This is a genomic window from Geodermatophilus amargosae (assembly GCF_900116515.1).
GTDB classification, from domain to species: Bacteria; Actinomycetota; Actinomycetes; order Mycobacteriales; family Geodermatophilaceae; genus Geodermatophilus; species Geodermatophilus amargosae.
In genome coordinates this window covers 108,385-124,941 of record NZ_FPBA01000007.1, presented here as the reverse complement: position 1 = coordinate 124,941, position 16,557 = coordinate 108,385, and the positions used below count along the sequence as shown (strand labels likewise).

Annotated in this window: 16 protein-coding genes and 1 tRNA gene; 11 read left to right on the top strand and 6 right to left on the bottom strand. The window is 75.3% G+C overall.

What is annotated here, in order from left to right; all coding sequences use genetic code 11:
• The first annotated feature begins 14 nt into the window (after nt 1-14).
• Together BM414_RS12060 and BM414_RS12055 are read left to right on the top strand one after the other, a co-directional pair.
• The gene (locus tag BM414_RS12060; RefSeq protein WP_175551566.1) at nt 15-1,007 is read left to right on the top strand and encodes a SurA N-terminal domain-containing protein; all 993 of its coding nucleotides are present in this window, start codon (nt 15-17) and stop codon (nt 1,005-1,007) included.
• A 4-nt stretch (nt 1,008-1,011) separates the two neighbouring features.
• The gene (locus BM414_RS12055; protein ID WP_093579678.1) at nt 1,012-1,926 is read left to right on the top strand and encodes a nucleoside triphosphate pyrophosphohydrolase; all 915 of its coding nucleotides are present in this window, start codon (nt 1,012-1,014) and stop codon (nt 1,924-1,926) included.
• 78 nt (nt 1,927-2,004) lie between these two features.
• On the opposite strand, the gene BM414_RS29390 is transcribed toward BM414_RS12055, so the two are convergent.
• Nucleotides 2,005-2,169 carry a hypothetical protein gene (locus BM414_RS29390; protein ID WP_175551556.1) on the bottom strand — a complete coding sequence of 55 codons (165 nt, stop codon included), beginning with the start codon at nt 2,167-2,169 and terminating at the stop codon, nt 2,005-2,007.
• Nucleotides 2,163-3,506: a glycosyltransferase family 2 protein gene (locus BM414_RS30215; protein ID WP_217644686.1), complete on the bottom strand. Its 1,344-nt coding sequence runs from the start codon at nt 3,504-3,506 to the stop codon at nt 2,163-2,165. Before BM414_RS30215 ends, BM414_RS29390 begins: the two co-directional genes overlap by 7 nt.
• A 220-nt stretch (nt 3,507-3,726) precedes the next feature.
• Here BM414_RS30215 and eno point away from each other — a divergent pair, with 220 nt between their 5' ends.
• From eno to BM414_RS12030, 4 genes are all read left to right on the top strand, one after another.
• Nucleotides 3,727-5,007, top strand: a complete 1,281-nt coding sequence (gene eno / locus BM414_RS12045; RefSeq protein WP_093579677.1) for a phosphopyruvate hydratase — start codon at nt 3,727-3,729, stop codon at nt 5,005-5,007.
• A 4-nt stretch (nt 5,008-5,011) separates the two neighbouring features.
• On the top strand, nt 5,012-5,548 hold the full coding sequence (locus BM414_RS12040) for an FtsB family cell division protein (RefSeq protein WP_093579676.1): 537 nt from the start codon (nt 5,012-5,014) through the stop codon (nt 5,546-5,548).
• Between the two features lie 73 nt (nt 5,549-5,621).
• Nucleotides 5,622-6,122 carry a DUF501 domain-containing protein gene (locus BM414_RS12035; protein WP_093579675.1) on the top strand — a complete coding sequence of 167 codons (501 nt, stop codon included), beginning with the start codon at nt 5,622-5,624 and terminating at the stop codon, nt 6,120-6,122.
• Complete coding sequence (locus tag BM414_RS12030; RefSeq protein WP_217644685.1) at nt 6,119-7,069, top strand: Ppx/GppA phosphatase family protein; 951 nt, start codon at nt 6,119-6,121, stop codon at nt 7,067-7,069. The genes BM414_RS12035 and BM414_RS12030 overlap by 4 nt, the downstream gene beginning before the upstream one ends.
• 81 nt (nt 7,070-7,150) lie before the next feature.
• On the opposite strand, the gene BM414_RS12025 is transcribed toward BM414_RS12030, so the two are convergent.
• Together BM414_RS12025 and BM414_RS12020 are read right to left on the bottom strand one after the other, a co-directional pair.
• Nucleotides 7,151-7,444 carry a DUF4235 domain-containing protein gene (locus BM414_RS12025; RefSeq protein WP_093579674.1) on the bottom strand — a complete coding sequence of 98 codons (294 nt, stop codon included), beginning with the start codon at nt 7,442-7,444 and terminating at the stop codon, nt 7,151-7,153.
• Nucleotides 7,445-7,512: 68 nt separating this feature from the next.
• Nucleotides 7,513-8,664, bottom strand: a complete 1,152-nt coding sequence (locus BM414_RS12020; protein WP_175551565.1) for a GNAT family N-acetyltransferase — start codon at nt 8,662-8,664, stop codon at nt 7,513-7,515.
• 236 nt (nt 8,665-8,900) lie between these two features.
• On the opposite strand from BM414_RS12020, the gene BM414_RS12015 reads away from it, so the two are divergent.
• From BM414_RS12015 to BM414_RS11995, 5 genes are all read left to right on the top strand, one after another.
• Nucleotides 8,901-9,665, top strand: coding sequence for a uracil-DNA glycosylase (locus BM414_RS12015; protein ID WP_093579672.1), 765 nt, complete (start codon nt 8,901-8,903; stop codon nt 9,663-9,665).
• Between the two features lie 51 nt (nt 9,666-9,716).
• Nucleotides 9,717-11,099, top strand: a complete 1,383-nt coding sequence (locus tag BM414_RS12010) for an NAD(P)/FAD-dependent oxidoreductase (RefSeq protein ID WP_093579671.1) — start codon at nt 9,717-9,719, stop codon at nt 11,097-11,099.
• A 36-nt stretch (nt 11,100-11,135) separates the two neighbouring features.
• Nucleotides 11,136-11,209: transfer RNA gene (locus tag BM414_RS12005), tRNA-Leu, on the top strand.
• A gap of 315 nt (nt 11,210-11,524) precedes the next feature.
• Nucleotides 11,525-12,976 carry a M28 family metallopeptidase gene (locus BM414_RS12000; protein WP_245784658.1) on the top strand — a complete coding sequence of 484 codons (1,452 nt, stop codon included), beginning with the start codon at nt 11,525-11,527 and terminating at the stop codon, nt 12,974-12,976.
• A 181-nt stretch (nt 12,977-13,157) separates the two neighbouring features.
• Nucleotides 13,158-14,078 (top strand): Bax inhibitor-1/YccA family protein, encoded by a 921-nt coding sequence (locus BM414_RS11995; protein ID WP_093579670.1) that lies wholly within the window; start codon nt 13,158-13,160, stop codon nt 14,076-14,078.
• Nucleotides 14,079-14,163: 85 nt separating this feature from the next.
• Here the strand turns inward: BM414_RS11995 and BM414_RS11990 are convergent, their stop codons facing one another.
• Nucleotides 14,164-15,384, bottom strand: a complete 1,221-nt coding sequence (locus BM414_RS11990) for an acetyl-CoA C-acetyltransferase (RefSeq protein ID WP_093579669.1) — start codon at nt 15,382-15,384, stop codon at nt 14,164-14,166.
• 131 nt (nt 15,385-15,515) lie between these two features.
• The gene (locus BM414_RS11985; protein WP_093579755.1) at nt 15,516-16,538 is read right to left on the bottom strand and encodes an SGNH/GDSL hydrolase family protein; all 1,023 of its coding nucleotides are present in this window, start codon (nt 16,536-16,538) and stop codon (nt 15,516-15,518) included.
• Nucleotides 16,539-16,557: the final 19 nt, after the last annotated feature.

Here is a 16,557-nt window from a genome sequence, read left to right as displayed (position 1 = left end):
GGCAGCCTGCGTCCGTGCGTACCCGCCGTCCCGTCGTCGCCCTCGGGCTGCTGGCGGCCGTCGTCCTGACCGGCTGCCGGACCTCGCCCAACGTCGCCGCCTACATCGGGGACGAACAGGTCACGGTGGCCGAGCTGCAGTCCGCCGTCGACGAGCGGCTCGCCGACCCGGCGATCGCCGAGGCGGTGGGCGGCGCCGGCACCGGCTTCACCCGCCAGGTGCTCACCCTGCTGGTGCGGGAGGAGCTCTACGCCGAGGCGGCGCGGCGCAACGACGTCGAGGTGACCGACTCCGACGTCACCGCCTTCGTCGACGCGGCCCTCGCCGGCCGGGACGAGGACGAGCTCTACGCCCAGGCCGCCGCGCAGGGCTACTCACCCGAGGACGTCCGGGAGAGCGCCCGCCAGCAGCTGGTGCGCCGTGAGCTCGGCGCCGCCTCCGGGGAGGACGCCGGCACCGACGAGGCCGCGCTGCGCGCCCGGTACGAAGAGGTGCGCGGCAGCCTCGAGCAGATCGAGCTCGGCTACTTCGTCGTCCCCGACCAGCCCACCGCCGACGCCGCCGTCGCCGAGCTGGCCGCCGCCCCGGCGTCCTACCCGGCCGTCGCGGCGCGCTACCCGGGGGAGGTCGCCCTGCCGGCGCTGCAGCCCACCGGCGTCGCCGAGGTGCCGGCGCCGCTGGCCGAGGGCGTCACCGCCGCGGCGCCGAACACCGGCTTCAGCGTCACCGTCCCCGACCTGCAGGGCGTGGTCGTCGCCTTCGTCGGGCAGCGGATCACGCCGTCGTTCGAGGAGGTCCGCCCGCAGCTGGAGAGCGAGGCAGCGACGGGCGCGGAGGAGGCGGGGGCCACCGTCGTCGACGGGGTCCGCGACGACGTGGGCGTCACCGTCAACCCGAGCTACGGCGAGTTCTCCGGCGACGACGTCGTGCAGGAGGCCCAGGGCGGCGTGGTCGACCTGCTCGACGACGGCACCGGAGCCGCTCCCGCGTCCGGCACCGGGGGCTGAGGCGGTGCCGGTCGCCGTCGTGGTCCCGGTCAGCCCCCGTCTGCCCGGTCTCCTCGGCCCTGCCGGCTGGGCTGCGCTCGCCGACCGCCCGCTCGCCGCGCTGCCCGGCGCGGCGGCCACCGCGGACGTCCTGCGGGCCGCCGGCCGTGAGGTCGCCGACGTGCTCGACGCCGACGCCGCCGCCGCGCTGCCCGGCGCGGTCGCCGTGCTGGCCGGGCCGGGGGAGGCGGTGCCCGGCGCGCCGGTCGTCGAGGGCACCCCCGAGCCGCCCGGCGCCGGCCTGCTCGACGTCGTCACCGTGATGGACCGGCTGCGCTCGCCCGGCGGCTGCCCGTGGGACGCCGAGCAGACCCACTCCTCGCTGCGCGGCTACCTGCTCGAGGAGGCGCACGAGGCCTACGACGCGATCGTCGACGACGACCCGGTCGCCATGCGCGAGGAGCTCGGCGACGTGCTGCTGCAGGTCGTCTTCCACGCCCGCGTCGCCGCCGAGGCCGGTCCGGACCGGCGCTTCGACGTCGACGACGTGGCCGGCGAGCTGGTCGAGAAGCTGGTCCGCCGGCACCCGCACGTCTTCGGCGACGCCGGCCCCCGCGACGTCGCCGGCGTCGAGGCAGGCTGGGAGGAGATCAAGAAGGCGGAGAAGCAGCGGCGCTCGCCCACCGAGGGCGTCTCGCGCTCGCAGCCGGCCACCGCCTGGGGGACCGCGCTGGTGCGCCGGGCCGCGCGGGCCGGGTTCCCGACGCCGGAGCCGGCCGAGCTGGGCTCGTCGTCGCCGGAGGAGCTGGGGGAGCGGCTGCTGGCGGTCGTCGCCGCGGCCGCGCAGCGCGGGTGGGATGCCGAGGACGCGTTGCGCGAGGCGGTCCGCCGCTACGCCGGCGAGCTCGACGCCGAGGCGTACCGCCGGTCCGTGGACTGAGCCGCACACCGGACCGAGCCGTGCGCCGGACCGGACGCACGGGGACCCGGTGGCGCCGTCGCCACCGGGTCCCGGGGGTCATCCCTGCTCGCGGGGCACGATGCGCAACAGCGCGGTGCCCACCGCGATGAGCGCGAAGGCCGCGAGGGCCAGCCAGATGCTGCCGAAGCCGGTGTAGGCGAGCACCGAGCCGGTGCCGCCCGCCGCCAGCGGAGCCGCGGGGTTGTCGTAGATCTCTACCACCTCCTCTCACGACGGAGGGCCGCGTCCGGGTACGCCTTGGCGTGGACGAGCTGGAGGAAGACGTCGTAGAGGAGCTCGTACATCGTCGCCGCGGCGACCATGTGCCGCCAGCCGCGGTCGCGGACGGTGACCACCCGCTCGACGACGAAGACCCCCGTCACCGCGAGCCAGAACGGCTGCACCTTGACGTGACCACTGCTCAGCAGCGACGCGGCCAGGGACCCGAGGTAGAGGAACGTGACCACGACACCGGCGAAGGTGAGCAGCTGCCGGCCCCAGTAGCGCCAGGTGACGCGCGTGACGCCGTACTGGACGCAGTTCTCGATCGCGCCGCGCTTCCACCGCAGCCGCTGGTTCCACAGCGCCCGCCAGGTCGGCATGACCTCGGTGGTGAGCGTGCACTCCTTCGGGCTGAGCACCTGGTAGCCCAGGTGCAGGATCGCGAAGGTCAGCTCGTTGTCCTCGGTGAGGACGGTGGTGTCGTAGATGCCGCCGGCGCCGTCACCGCGCGGCACCCGGCCGTCGAGCCGGGCCTCGGAGATGCGGCGGAGGGTGGCCGCGCGGAACATCGCCGCGGTACCGGTGACGACCAGGCACTTGCCCTTCAGGCGCCGCACGTCGCGGGCGTAGCGGGCGTACTCGTTGCGCTGCAGGTGCCCGACGAGGCCACCGCCGGGATCGCCGCGGAACGTGCCGCCGACGGCGCCCAGCCGGTCGTCGGCCCGCACGTGGGTGGCCGCACCCTCGAGGAAGCCCTCGTCGAGCGAGGAGTCCGCGTCCTGGACGAGGACCAGGTCGTCGTCGGCCGCGTCGGGCCGGCCGGTGCTGTCGCTGCGCCGGTCCCCGTCGGGCCCACGGCGGTCGTCGTCGGCCCGCCGGTCCTGCGCGCGGCGCTCCGGGCCCCGGACGGTGCCGCTGACCGTGCGGCGGTCGGCCGCGCGCCGCTCGCCGTCCCGGCGGTCGCCCTCGGCGACCCGGCGGAAGCGCAGCGACCACGCCTGGTTCAGGGCGCCGGCCTTCTTGGCGGTGTTGCCCACGGTCTCGAACACCTCGGCGCCGGCGGCGCGGGCGATGGCGACGGTGTCGTCGGAGCAGTTGTCGGCGACGACGACGACCCGGGTCGGGCGCAGCGTCTGGCGGCGCAGACCCTCGAGGGTGGCGGCGATCTGGTCGCCCTCGTCATGCGCGGGCACCAGCACGGTGACGTAGGGCTCGCGGGGGAGTGCGACGCCGGCGTCGGCGGCGCCCAGCGCCTCCAGCGCGACGACGTGGACCTGCGGCTCGCCCGCGCGGACGTCGGCCGCGTCGAGGCGCTCCAGCGTCGGACTCGCGGTCACGGCCGGACCTCCTCCTCGGGCCGCCGGGGGATCGGCGGGTGCCGCCCGAGTCTGCGGCGGTGCGGACGCGTTGCACCCGGAACGGAGGTCGGCCTCCTCCCATCGGGTCGTGTGCCACCCGTCTCGGGTGGGGTGGTCGCGGCGCCGGTGACGCAGAGCGACCCCGGCCCGCGGGAGCGGCGTCCCGTCGTCGCCGCGCGGGCTGGTTAGGCTGCCCCCCGTGCCGAGCATCGACGCCGTAGGCGCGCGGGAGATCCTGGACTCGCGCGGAAACCCCACCGTGGAGGTCGAGGTCGCCCTCGACGACGGGACGATCGCCCGGGCGGCGGTCCCGAGCGGCGCCTCCACCGGCGCCTTCGAGGCGGTGGAGCTGCGCGACGGCGGCGAGCGCTACGGCGGCAAGGGCGTGACCAAGGCCGTCGACGGCGTCCTCGACGTCATCGGCCCCGAGCTCGTGGGCTACGAGGCCACCGAGCAGCGCCTGGTCGACCAGCGGCTGCTCGACCTCGACGGCACCCCCGACAAGTCCCGCCTGGGCGCCAACGCCATCCTCGGCGTCAGCCTCGCCGTCGCCCGTGCGGCCGCCGAGTCCACCGGCCTGCCGCTGTTCCGCTACGTCGGCGGGCCCTCCGCGCACCTGCTGCCGGTGCCGATGATGAACATCCTCAACGGCGGCGCCCACGCCGACAGCAACGTCGACGTGCAGGAGTTCATGATCGCCCCGATCGGCGCGGCGACCTTCGCCGAGGCGCTGGCCATGGGCACCGAGACCTACCACGCGCTGAAGTCGGTGCTGAAGAAGGACGGCCTGGCCACCGGGCTCGGCGACGAGGGCGGCTTCGCCCCGAACCTGTCCAGCAACCGCGCGGCCCTCGACCTCATCGTCCGGGCCGTGGACCAGGCCGGCTACTCCCTGGGCACCGACGTCGCCTTCGCCCTCGACGTCGCGGCGACGGAGTTCCACGGTGAGGCCGGCTACACCTTCGAGGGCAAGACGCTCTCGGCCGCCGATCTCACCGAGTACTACACCGACCTCGTCGCGAACTACCCGATCGTCTCGATCGAGGACCCGCTGTCGGAGGAGGACTGGAACGGCTGGATCGCCCTCACCTCCGCCCTGGGCGACCGCGTGCAGATCGTCGGCGACGACCTGTTCGTCACCAACCCCGTCCGGCTCGCCGACGGCATCGAGCGCGGGGCCGCCAACGCCCTGCTGGTCAAGGTCAACCAGATCGGCACGCTCACCGAGACCCTCGACGCCGTGAACCTGGCGCACCGCAGCGGCTACCGCTGCATGATGAGCCACCGCTCCGGCGAGACCGAGGACACCACGATCGCCGACCTCGCCGTCGCCACCGACTGCGGGCAGATCAAGACCGGCGCCCCGGCGCGCAGCGAGCGGGTGGCCAAGTACAACCAGCTGCTGCGCCTCGAGGAGGAGCTCGACGACGCCGCGCGCTACGCCGGCGCGGCGGCCTTCCCGCGCCTGCGCACCTCCTGACCCGGTGAGCGCCGGTACGGGGCGGCGGCGCTCGACCGGCCGCCCGCTGTCGCACGCCGCGTCCCGGCCGATCCCGGCCGGGACGCGCTCGGGTGCCGGCAGCCGTCCCGACGCCCGGCGCCCCGGCCGGCGCACGCCGCGGACGCCCTCCCGTCCCGCGACGGCCCGCCGGCCGCTGTTCACCGGCCGTGCCGTCGTGTTCGTCGGGCTGCTCCTGCTGCTGTCGCTGACCCTCGCCGGTCCGGTCCGGCAGTGGCTGGAGGGCCGTGCCGAGATCGCCCGCCTGGCGGCCGAGAGCACCGCCTACGACGAGCGCATCGCCGACCTGCAGGAGCAGCTCGAGCGCCAGTCCGACCCGGCCTGGACCGCCCGCGAGGCCCGCGAGCGACTGGCCTACGTGCTGCCCGGCGACCGGCTCGTCGTCGTGGTCGACGGGGAGGCGGCCGAGGGCGACGCCGGCACGTTGCCCGACGCCGTCGACGCCACCCCGCGGCCCTGGTACGAGGAGCTGCTCGGCTCGGTGGCCGACGCCGACGGCTGACGGGTCCCTCCTCACCCCTCGGGCTCGGGAGGGGGCCGCGCGGTCCGCCGGCCCGTTGCCGCAGACTCACCGGGTGGACATCCCGATCACGCCGGAGGAGCGCGAGGTCGTCGGCCGGCAGCTGGGCCGGCCGCCGCGCGCGGTCCGGGCGGTGGCGCACCGGTGCCCGTGCGGCCAGCCCGACGTCGTCCAGACCTCGCCGCGGCTGGAGGACGGCACGCCGTTCCCGACGCTGTACTACCTGACCTGCCCGCGGGCGTCGGCGGCCGCCAGCCGGCTGGAGTCGGCCGGCCGCATGCGCGAGTGGCAGGCCGACCTCGCCACCGACGCCGACCTCGCCGCGGCCTACGGGGCGGCGCACGAGGCCTACCTCGCCGAGCGCGACGCCCTCGGCGAGCTGCCCACCCGCGCCACCGCCGGCGGCATGCCCGACCGGGTCAAGTGCCTGCACGCCCTCGCCGGCCACGCGCTGGCCGCGGGGCCGGGCGTCAACCCGGTCGGCGACCGCGCGGTGGCCGAGATGGGGGAGTGGTGGGCCGCCGGCCCCTGCGTGCGGCCGGAGGAGCCGTCGTGACGCGGGTGGCCGCCGTCGACTGCGGCACCAACTCGATCCGCCTGCTGGTCGCCGACGTGCCGCCCGAGGGCGCGCACACCGACCTGCTGCGCCGGATGGAGGTCGTGCGGCTCGGGCAGGGCGTCGACGCCACCGGCCGGCTGGCGCCGGAGGCGATCGAGCGCACCCGCGTCGTGCTCGCCGAGTACGCCGCCCAGGCCCGTGACCTCGGCGCCACCGCCGTGCGGATGGTGGCCACCAGTGCCACCCGCGACGCCGCCAACCGCGCCGACTTCGAGGCGATGGTGCAGGCCACGCTGGGCCAGCCGCCCGACGTCGTCCCGGGTGACGAGGAGGCGCGGCTGTCCTTCCTCGGCGCCACCGCGTCCCTCGACGCCGCGGCCGCCGCCCACGGCGGCCCGCCACCGCGCCCGCCGTACCTCGTCGTCGACATCGGCGGCGGGTCCACCGAGTTCGTCCTCGGCGACGCCGGCGGTGTGCACGCCGCCCGCTCGGTGGACGTCGGGTGTGTGCGGCTCACCGAGCGCCACCTGCACGGCGACCCGCCGACACCGGACCAGATCGGGTCCAGCGAGGCCGACATCCGGGTCGCGCTGGCCGAGGTGGCCGAGGCGGTGCCGGTGGGCGAGACGGCCACGCTGGTGGGCCTGGCCGGCTCGGTGACCACCGTGGCCGCCCTCGCGCTGCGGCTGCCGGGCTACGACGCCGAGGCCATCCACGGCTCGCGCATCCCGGTGGGTGCCGTCCGCTCGGTCACCGCGGGGCTGCTCACGGCCACCCGCGCGCGGCGGGCCGCCCTCCCGGTGATGCACCCCGGCCGGGTCGACGTCATCGGCGCCGGCGCGCTGGTGCTGCGGGTGGTCATGGACGCGTTCGCGCTCGACGAGGTCGTCGTCAGCGAGCACGACATCCTCGACGGCATCGCACTGCGTCTCGCCCGCGGGTGAAGGACCCCCTTCCTCCTCACCCCTCGCGAGCTCGGGGCGGGACCCGGAAGGGGGCCGAGGGGCCGTTCGTGCTCCGCCGTCTCAGCTGGCCTCGTTGATCCCGGGCGGGAGCTTGCCGGTCAACGACTGGTAGGCCGCCGCCGCCCCGCGGGCGGCGAGCAGCCGGCCACCGGCGACCGTGAGCCCGGAGAACGCGGCCCAGGCCAGCGCCTCGGGCCAGGAGACGCCCGGTGCGGCGGGGTTCTTCGGCGGGGTCTTGCCGCGGGCCGCGTACCAGGCCGCGTCGGTGAGCTTGCGGGCGGCGATGCCGGACAGGGTGGCGGAGCCGGTCCCCAGCAGCTTCCAGGTCAGCGGCGGCTTCTGCGTGCGGGCCATGGGGTGATCATGCCTGGCGCTCGCGCGGGCCGCGCGTCCCCGGCGGTGGACCCGCATGGTCGGGGTGGCTACCCGCTCGCCCGCGCCTGCCGGACGCGGTGCATGACGGCCCGGGCCACCTCCCGCGCGCGGCCGGCCAGCAGCCGCCGGGCGAGGGACATGACGGCGGAGGCGGCGGCGGTCACGGGGAGGTGGCCGCCCGACCCCAGTAGGCCGGGCCGCGCGAGCAGCACCCGCTCGGCGGTCACGTGGTCCGGACGCCAGCGCAGCTTGTAGTCCTCGTCCCCCCGCAGGAAGGAGTACTCCACCAGCCCGAGCCGGCGGGCCAGGTCGAGGGCGCCGCTCACCAGCAGCACCGAGGTGTCGATGTGCGAGCGCAGCGAGGGGTCGATCCCGGCGAGGTAGTAGGCCAGCTGCCGGTGACCGACGAGGTCGACCTCGCTGGCCACCAGCCGGCCGTCGAGCCGGTACTCCACCACGACCGCCTGGCCGCGCTCGACCATCGGCACCAGGGACTCGGTCAGGAAGGTGCGGAACCGCGCGGTGAGGTGCTCGGGGTTGCCCCGCCGGCCCGCCCACTGGGCCTCGTGCAGCCGGATGAGTGCGGGGACGGCGTCCGGCACGGCGTCGGGGGTCAGCTCGGTGCGCTCGATGCCGGCCTTGTCGACCTTCCTGAGCTTGCGGCGCAGCGTCCCCGCCGTCCGGGCGGGGACCCGCGCGAGGACCTCGGCCTGCGGCAGCACCGGCAGCTGCAGGTTCAGCGAGGAGGGTGTGCGGCGGACCCGGCCCGGCCACCCCGGCGCCCAGGTCTCCGCGGCGGAGCCGGGCAGCACCTCGGGCAGGTCGAGGACCCGCCACCCGGGGACCTGCAGCAGCGCGTCGGTGAGCCGCGCCCCGGCGTCGGGCACCTGCGGGTCGACCAGGACGTCGGTCGAGTCGCTCAGCGGGCCACCGAGGGGTACCAGGGCCGTGACGGGACCGCGGCGCACCCGGTGCAGCGGCGCTGCCGCGACGAGCGTGTCGCCGTCCCACACGGTGACGACGGCGAGCCGCGCGGCCGGCACGTACGCGCGGGCCCAGGCGCTGCTCCACGCGTGGGTCTGGAAGGCGGTCGCGCCCGGGACGCGGCGCCACAGGTGGTCCCAGGCCCCGGCCAGGGCGTCGAGGTCGGCGTGCCCGGAGACCACCGCCGTGCGCGGCCGGCCCGGGGGCGGCGGCACCGGCGCGGGCGGGGTCCCGCGTCCGGCCGCGAGGCCGGGCCCGCTCCTGGACGCTCCCACCGCTGCACTCACCGGTCTCCACCCCTTCTCCGCCCGGCGCCTCCCGCCGTCCGGCCGGGTCGCTGACGACAGCGAGCGTAGGGACCGGATCAGCCGGCGCCGACCCTCCGAAGGGGGAGATGACCGGGCGCACCCCACCCGGGAGCCGCGCCGGCGCGGGGTGGTCCACTGGGCCGGTGGCGGTCGACGCGCAGGGGTTCCCGGTCACGCGGACGCCGGCGGGGGTCGCCCGCTCCGCCCGCGGGGCCCGCGACCTCGCCGTCCTCGATGCCCGGATCTCCGGCTGCCGTGCCTGCCCGCGGCTGGTCACCTGGCGCGAGGAGGTCGCCCGGGTCAAGCGCGCGTCCTTCCGCGACGAGGACTACTGGGGCCGCCCGGTGCCGGGCCTCGGTCCCGCCTCCGCGCGGATCGCCGTCGTCGGGCTGGCGCCGGCCGCGCACGGCGGCAACCGCACCGGCCGGGTCTTCACCGGCGACCGGAGCGGGGACTGGATCTTCGCGGCGCTGTGGCGGGCGGGCCTGACCAACCAGCCGACGTCGACGCACGTCGGGGACGGCCTCGAGCCGACCGGCGTGCGGGTGGCCGCCGCGGTCCGGTGCGCGCCTCCCGACAACGCGCCCACGCCGGCCGAGCGCGACACCTGCTCGCCCTGGCTGGCCCGCGAGCTGGCGCTGCTGCCGGACCTGCGGGTGGTCGTCGTCCTCGGCGGGTTCGGCTGGACGGCGCTGTGGCCCGTGCTCGCCGGGGCCGGGTACCCGTTGCCCCGGCCGCGGCCGGCCTTCGGGCACGGCGTGGAGGTGACGCTGGAGGGCCCGCGCGGGCCGCTGACCCTGCTGGGCAGCTACCACGTGAGCCAGCAGAACACCTTCACCGGCCGGCTGACCGAGCCGATGCTCGACGCCGTGCTGTCCCGGGCCACGGAGCTCGCCGGCCCCGGCTGAGCCGGGTCGCGGCCGGGTCGCGGCCGGGGCGGGCGCCCCTAGGGTGGGCCCATGTCGTCTCGTCCGGATCTGGGGTCCCGTCCGGTGGTGCTGGTCGTCGGCGGCGGGTACGTCGGCCTCTACACCGCGCTGCGGCTGCAGCGGAAGCTGTCCCGGGGGCGCGCCGAGATCGTCGTCGTCGACCCGCAGCCGCACATGACCTACCAGCCGTTCCTGCCCGAGGCCGCGGCCGGCTCGGTGGAGCCGCGGCACGTCGTCGTCCCGCTGCGCCGCACGCTGCCCCGCTGCCGGGTGGTCACGGGCGCCGTCGTCGGGCTGTCGCACGCCGACCGGCGGGCGCGGGTGCTGCCGGCCGAGGGCGACCCGTACGAGCTGTCCTACGACGTGCTGGTGATGGCGGCGGGGTCGGTGGCCCGCACGCTGCCCATCCCGGGCCTGGCCGAGCACGGCATCGGCTTCAAGACCGTGGGGGAGGCCATCTACCTGCGCAACCACGTCCTCGCCCGGCTCGACGCCGCCGCCTCCACCGACGACCCCCTCGTCCGGCAGCGTGCCCTGACCTTCACCTTCGTCGGCGGCGGCTACGCCGGCATCGAGGCCTTCGCCGAGCTCGAGGACATGGCCCGCTACGCCGTCACCCACTACTACCCGCGGCTGTCGCCCAGCGACATGCGCTGGGTGCTGGTCGAGGCCACCGGCCGGATCCTGCCCGAGGTCGACCTGGACATGGCCGCCTGGACGGTCAAGCAGCTCACCGCGCGCGGCATGGACGTGCGGCTCAACACGCGCCTGGAGTCGGTCGCCGACGGCGTCGTCCGCCTCTCCGACGGCGGGGAGTTCGCCAGCGACACCCTCGTGTGGACCGCCGGCACCAAGCCCAACCCGCTGCTGGCCTCGACCGACCTGCCCCTGGACGAGCGGGGCCGGGTGCGCTGCGAGCCGACGCTGCAGGTCAGCGGGCTCGAGGACGCCTGGGCCGCCGGCGACCTCGCCGCCGTCCCCGACCTCACCAAGAGCGAGCCGGGGGCCACCACCGCGCCCAACGCCCAGCACGCCGTCCGGCAGGCCAAGCGGCTGGCCGACAACGTGGCGGCGACGCTGCACGGCGAGCAGCCGCGGCCCTACCGGCACGCCTATGCCGGGTCGGTGGCCAGCCTCGGCCTGCACGAGGGCGTCGCGCAGGTCTACGGGGTCAAGCTCAAGGGCTGGCCGGCCTGGTTCATGCACCGCAGCTACCACGTCAGCCGGGTGCCGACGTTCAACCGCAAGGCCCGGGTGGTCGCCGACTGGACGCTGGCCTCGCTGTTCCGGCGGGAGGTCGTCGCGCTCGGCCAGCTTCAGGACCCGCGCCGGGAGTTCGTCACCGCGGCGACCTCCGGCGGGACCGGTCAGATGCCGGCGCCCTCGCCGGCCGACCGCGCGCAGGCGCGCTGACCGCCACGCCGTCCGTCCGGACGGACGGCGTGGACCGCCCCCGTGGCCCAACCGGCAGAGGCAGGCCCCTTAAAAGGGTCACAGTGTGGGTTCGAACCCCACCGGGGGCACGACCACGACCCTACGCCCGGCTCACGACTTCTTCCGGCCCGTTACACCATGGGCCGAAAGAATACAGGGCTTGACGTCCCCCCTGACTGTATTGACAGGGTTACCCCTCGTGAGCAACGGAGCCCACGGCTGACGTTCGAGGGGAAGACGTCCATGACCCAGACCCACCCGTTCCGGCGATCACGCATCGCGGTGGCCGGCACCGCCGGCGTGCTGGCGCTCGCCGGGAGCGTGGTCGCCGCGCTGCCCGCCGGGGCCGCCGGCGGCAACGGCTGCGACCAGCGCACCAACAACACCGTGGCGAAGCTGACCGAGTGCGTGACGCTCGAGGCGTCACCGACCACCTGGAGGCCCTCCAGGGCATCGCCGACGCCAACGGGGGCAACCGCGCCTCGGGCACGCCGGGGTACGACGCCTCGGTCGCCTACGTGGAGCAGCGGCTCGAGGCAGCCGGCTACCAGGTGACCAGGCAGGCCTTCCAGTTCCCGTTCTTCCAGCTGCGCAGCAGCTCGTTCAGCCGCGTCACGCCCACGGCGACGACCTACACGCCTGCCGACTTCACCCCCATGACCTACACCGGCCCCGGGACGGTCGACAACGGCGCCGTCACCGCAGTCGACCTCGCCGCCACCGGCCTCGGCAGCGGCTGCGAGACCTCCGACTTCGCCGGCTTCCCGGCCGGATCGGTGGCCCTGGTGCAGCGGGGCGGCTGCGCCTTCGCCGTGAAGGCGCAGAACGCCCAGACCGCCGGCGCCGGCGCGGTCATCGTCTCCAACAACACCGCAGGGCCGCTCAACGGCACCCTGGGTGCCCCCGGCACCCGCATCCCGGTCATCGGCGTCCCGACGGCCCTCGGACAGGAACTGGCGGCGGCCGGCACCACCGTCGACCTCGCCGTCGACTCGACCAGCGAGACACGCACCACCTACAACGTCATCGCCGAACTGCCGGGCCGGACGTCCGGCAACGTGGTCATGGCAGGCGCGCACCTCGACTCCGTCCTCGCGGGACCGGGCATCAACGACAACGGCTCGGGCAGTGCCGCGATCCTCGAGGTCGCCGAGAACATCGCCGAGGTGAAGCCGGCCAACACCGTCCGGTTCGCCTGGTGGGGTGCCGAGGAGCTCGGACTGCTCGGCTCCGAGCACTACGTCGCCGACCTGCCCCAGTCGGAGCGGGACCGGATCGGGCTGTACCTGAACTTCGACATGGTCGGCTCGCCGAACTTCGCGCGGTTCATCTACGACGGCGACCAGTCGGACTTCACCGCCCCCGTCGCGGTGCCCGACGGGTCCGACCAGATCGAGTACGTCCTCGAGGACTACTTCGAGGCGCAGGGCCTGTGGTACGAGGGCAGCGAGTTCAGCGGCCGCAGCGACTACCAGGCGTTCATCGAGGCCGACATCCCCTCCGGTGGCCTGTTCACCGGCGCCGAGGTGCTCAAGCAGCCGTACCAGGTGCCGCTGTACGGCGGTACCGCCGGCGTCGCCTACGACCCGAACTACCACCAGGCCGGGGACACGATCGGCAACGTCGACCCGAAGGCGCTCGAGACGAACTCCGACGCCATCGCGTACGCCGTGCTGACGCTGTCCTACGACACCTCGCGGGTCAACGGCGTCCAGGGCCGGCCGGTGCCGGGCGGCACCTTCCAGGAGGACCCGACCGACCGCCAGTTCCGGGTGACCCCGGAGCAGAAGGCCGGCGGCGGCGGGCTCTCGCCGGACCACGACCACGACCACGGCCACGGCGGTGAGGAGATCTGACCGTCTGACGGCACGACCCGGGGGCGCGGCACCGCACGGTGCCGCGCCCCCGGCGCGTTCCTCACCCGGTCGGGGGTAGGGCGGATCTCAGGAACGTCCGGGCCACCTGTGGCGTTGTAAGGACCGAGTGGGGTGCGAGGTAGCAGCCCACCGACCGACCAGTCACCTCGAGGAGATGACGATGCCGAGCTCCAACCCGGTCTTCGGCCGGGGCTTCGCCAACGCCGCGTCCGGTGGTGGCCAGCAGTACGGCCAGGGCTCCGGCCAGCAGAGCTACGGTGCTCCTGGCTACGGCCAGCAGTACGGCCAGCCGTACGGCCAGCAGGGCTACGGTGCCCCCGGCTACGGCCAGCCCGCCGCGCAGCCCTACGGGCAGCCGTACGGCGCGCCCGAGGGCTACGGTGCCCCGGCTCCCGCCGGCCCGTACGGCCCGCCGGCCACCCGCTACATGACGATGGACGACGTCGTCCAGAAGACGGGCCTGTCCTTCCTCGTCACGGTCCTCGCCGCGGCCGTCGTCTGGGCGCTGCCCGGGCAGGCCGCGTGGGGCCTCGCGCTGCCCGCGGTCCTCGTGGCCTTCGTCCTGGGCCTGGTGATCAGCTTCAAGCAGATCGCCAACCCGGCGGCGACCCTGGCCTACGGCGCGCTCTACGGTGTCGCCCTCGGCGCCATCAGCGAGGCCTTCAACACGATCTACCCCGGGATCGTCGTCCAGGCGCTCATCGGCACCTTCGGTGTCTTCGCCGGCATGCTGGTCGTCTACAAGACCGGCGCCATCCGGGTCACCCCCAAGCTGACCCGCTGGATCGTCGGCGCACTGTTCGGTGTCCTGGCGCTGGTCCTGGTCAACCTCGTGGCGAGCTTCTTCACCCCGGGCGGCCTGGGCCTGCGTGACGGCGGCCCGCTGGCGATCATCTTCAGCATCGTCGTGATCGGTGTGGCGGCCTTCACGCTGCTGCTCGACTTCGACATGGCCGACCAGGCGATCCGCCGCGGCGCCCCGGCCAAGTTCGCCTGGTACGTCGCCTTCGGCCTGCTCGTCACGGTCGTCTGGCTGTACCTGGAGATCCTGCGACTGCTGTCCTACTTCCAGGACAACTGAGCACGGGCCCCGCTGCTCTGCAGCGGGGCCAGCACGACAGTGGCCCGGTCCCCTCGCGGGGCCGGGCCACTGGCGTGTCAGGGGGTCAGGACAGGCGCTCGAGCACCATCGCCATGCCCATGCCGCCGCCGACGCACATGGTCTCCAGGCCGAAGGTGCCGTCCTTGGTCTGCAGCCCGTTGAGCAGGGTGCCGGTGATGCGCGCGCCGGTCATGCCGAACGGGTGGCCGACGGCGATCGCCCCGCCGTGCACGTTGAGCTTGTCGATGTCGATGCCCAGGTCGCGGTAGCTCGGGATGACCTGCGCGGCGAAGGCCTCGTTGATCTCGACCAGGTCGATGTCGTCGATGGTCATGCCGGCACGCTGCAGGGCGAGCTTGGAGGCGTCGACCGGGCCGTAGCCCATGATCTCCGGCGACAGGCCGGTGACCGCGGTCGAGACGATGCGGGCCAGCGGGGTCAGGCCGAGGTGACGGGCCTTGGTGTCGCTCATGACCACGACCGCGGCGGCGCCGTCGTTGAGCGGGCAGGCGTTGCCCGCGGTGACCCGGCCGTCGGGGCGGAAGACCGGCTTGAGCTGCGAGATGCCCTCGAGCGTGGTGCCCGCGCGCGGGCCGTCGTCCTTGCTGACGACCGTGCCGTCGGGCGTGGTGACCGGGGTGATCTCCCGCTCCCAGAAGCCGTTCTCGATCGCCTCCTCCGCCAGGTTCTGGCTGCGGACGGCGAACTCGTCCATCTCCTGGCGGGAGACGTCCTTGAGCAGCGCCAGGTTCTCGGCGGTCTGGCCCATGGCGATGTAGATGTCCGGGACGTCGCCGTTCTGGCGCGGGTCGGTCCAGGAGTCGGCGCCGCTCTCAGCGGTCTTGGCGACCCGGGCTGAGGCCTCGGCGAACACCGGGTTGTGGGTGTCGGGCAGCGAGTCGCTGTTGCCCTTCACGAACCGCGAGACCATCTCGACACCGGCGGAGACGAAGACGTCGCCCTCGCCGGCCTTGATGGCGTGCATGGCCATGCGAGTCGACTGCAGCGACGACGAGCAGTAGCGGGTGATCGTGGTGCCCGGCAGGTGGTCCATGCCGAGCAGGACGCTGACGACGCGGCCCATGTTGTGGCCCTGCTCCCCGCCGGGGAGGCCGCAGCCCAGGATCAGGTCGTCGATGTCGGTCGGGTCCAGCGCCGGGACCTTGTCCAGCGCTGCACGGACGATGGTGGCGGCGAGGTCGTCGGGGCGCAGGTCCTTGAGGGACCCCTTGAACGCGCGGCCGATGGGGGAGCGCGCGGTCGCGACGATGACGGCTTCGGGCATGGAGTCCTCCGCGATGAGGGTCTCCCCGGGCCGGGCGCGCCGGGGAACGGTCACCCCCGAAACTACCCCCGGGCCCCGGGCCCCTCGCGGCCACGCCTGTTACACGCGCCGAAGGTGTTACGGGCTCCCGGTCAGCCGACCGGCACCTCCACGGCCTCGGCGGCCTCACCGGCCTCCTCGGGCGTGGGCAGCTCGGTGGGCCGCCGGCGCAGCAGCCGTGCCCAGGTGCCCAGCGGCCCGGTGCCCGAGCCGCGGACCTCGGTGGCCCGGACCTCGGTGCCCGGTCGGCCGGCCGCCCGGGCCGCGGCCCGCGCGACGGGACGCACCGTGCCGCGGCGCTCCCGGCGGCGGCCGGTCGGGGCCGGCCAGACGCCGAGGGCGTCGGCCAGCGCCGGGAGGATCACGGCCGCGGCCTGCGCGTAGCCGGCGGCGCTGGGGTGGAATTCGTCGACGCTGAACAGCGAGCGGTCCTGCGCGAAGCTCGGTCCGAGGACCGAGCCCAGCGACACCGTCCGGCCGCCGGCCTCGACGACGGCGATCGTCTGCGCCGCCGCCATCTGCCGGCTCCACCGCCGGGCGAGCAGCCGCAGGGGCTGCCCGATCGGCCGGATCGTCCCCAGGTCGGGGCAGGTGCCGACGACGACCTGCGCGCCGGACTCGCGCAGCCGCCGCACCGCGTCGGCGAGGTGGCGGACCGAGACCGCCGGCCGGGTGCGGGTGGTGACGTCGTTCGCGCCGATCATGATCAGGACGACGTCCGGCTTCTCGGCCAGCGCGCGCTCGACCTGGGGGTCCAGCTCGCAGGACTCCGCGCCGGAGACGGCCAGCCGGACCAGCCGCACCGGGCGCTCGGCGAGCTCGGTGAGCGCGGCGGCCAGCAGCACCCCGGGAGTCTCGGTGGCGCGCTCGACGCCCAGGCCCACGGCGCTGGAGTCGCCGAGCACGGTGAACACCAGCGGCTTGGCGCGGCCGCGGCCGTAGAGGCCGTCGCCGGAGGGCGGGTCCTGCTTCGACGTCCGGGCCTCGACCCTCCGGCGGGCGGCGCGGGCCTCGAGGCGCAGCCACCCGAGGAGGCCCGCGCCGGCGAGGCCGACACCCCCGCCGCCGTACGCGGCGGCGGCTGCCAGCCGTCGTGCCCTGCCCGCTCTCGTCACCGCCACTCCGATCGTCCCC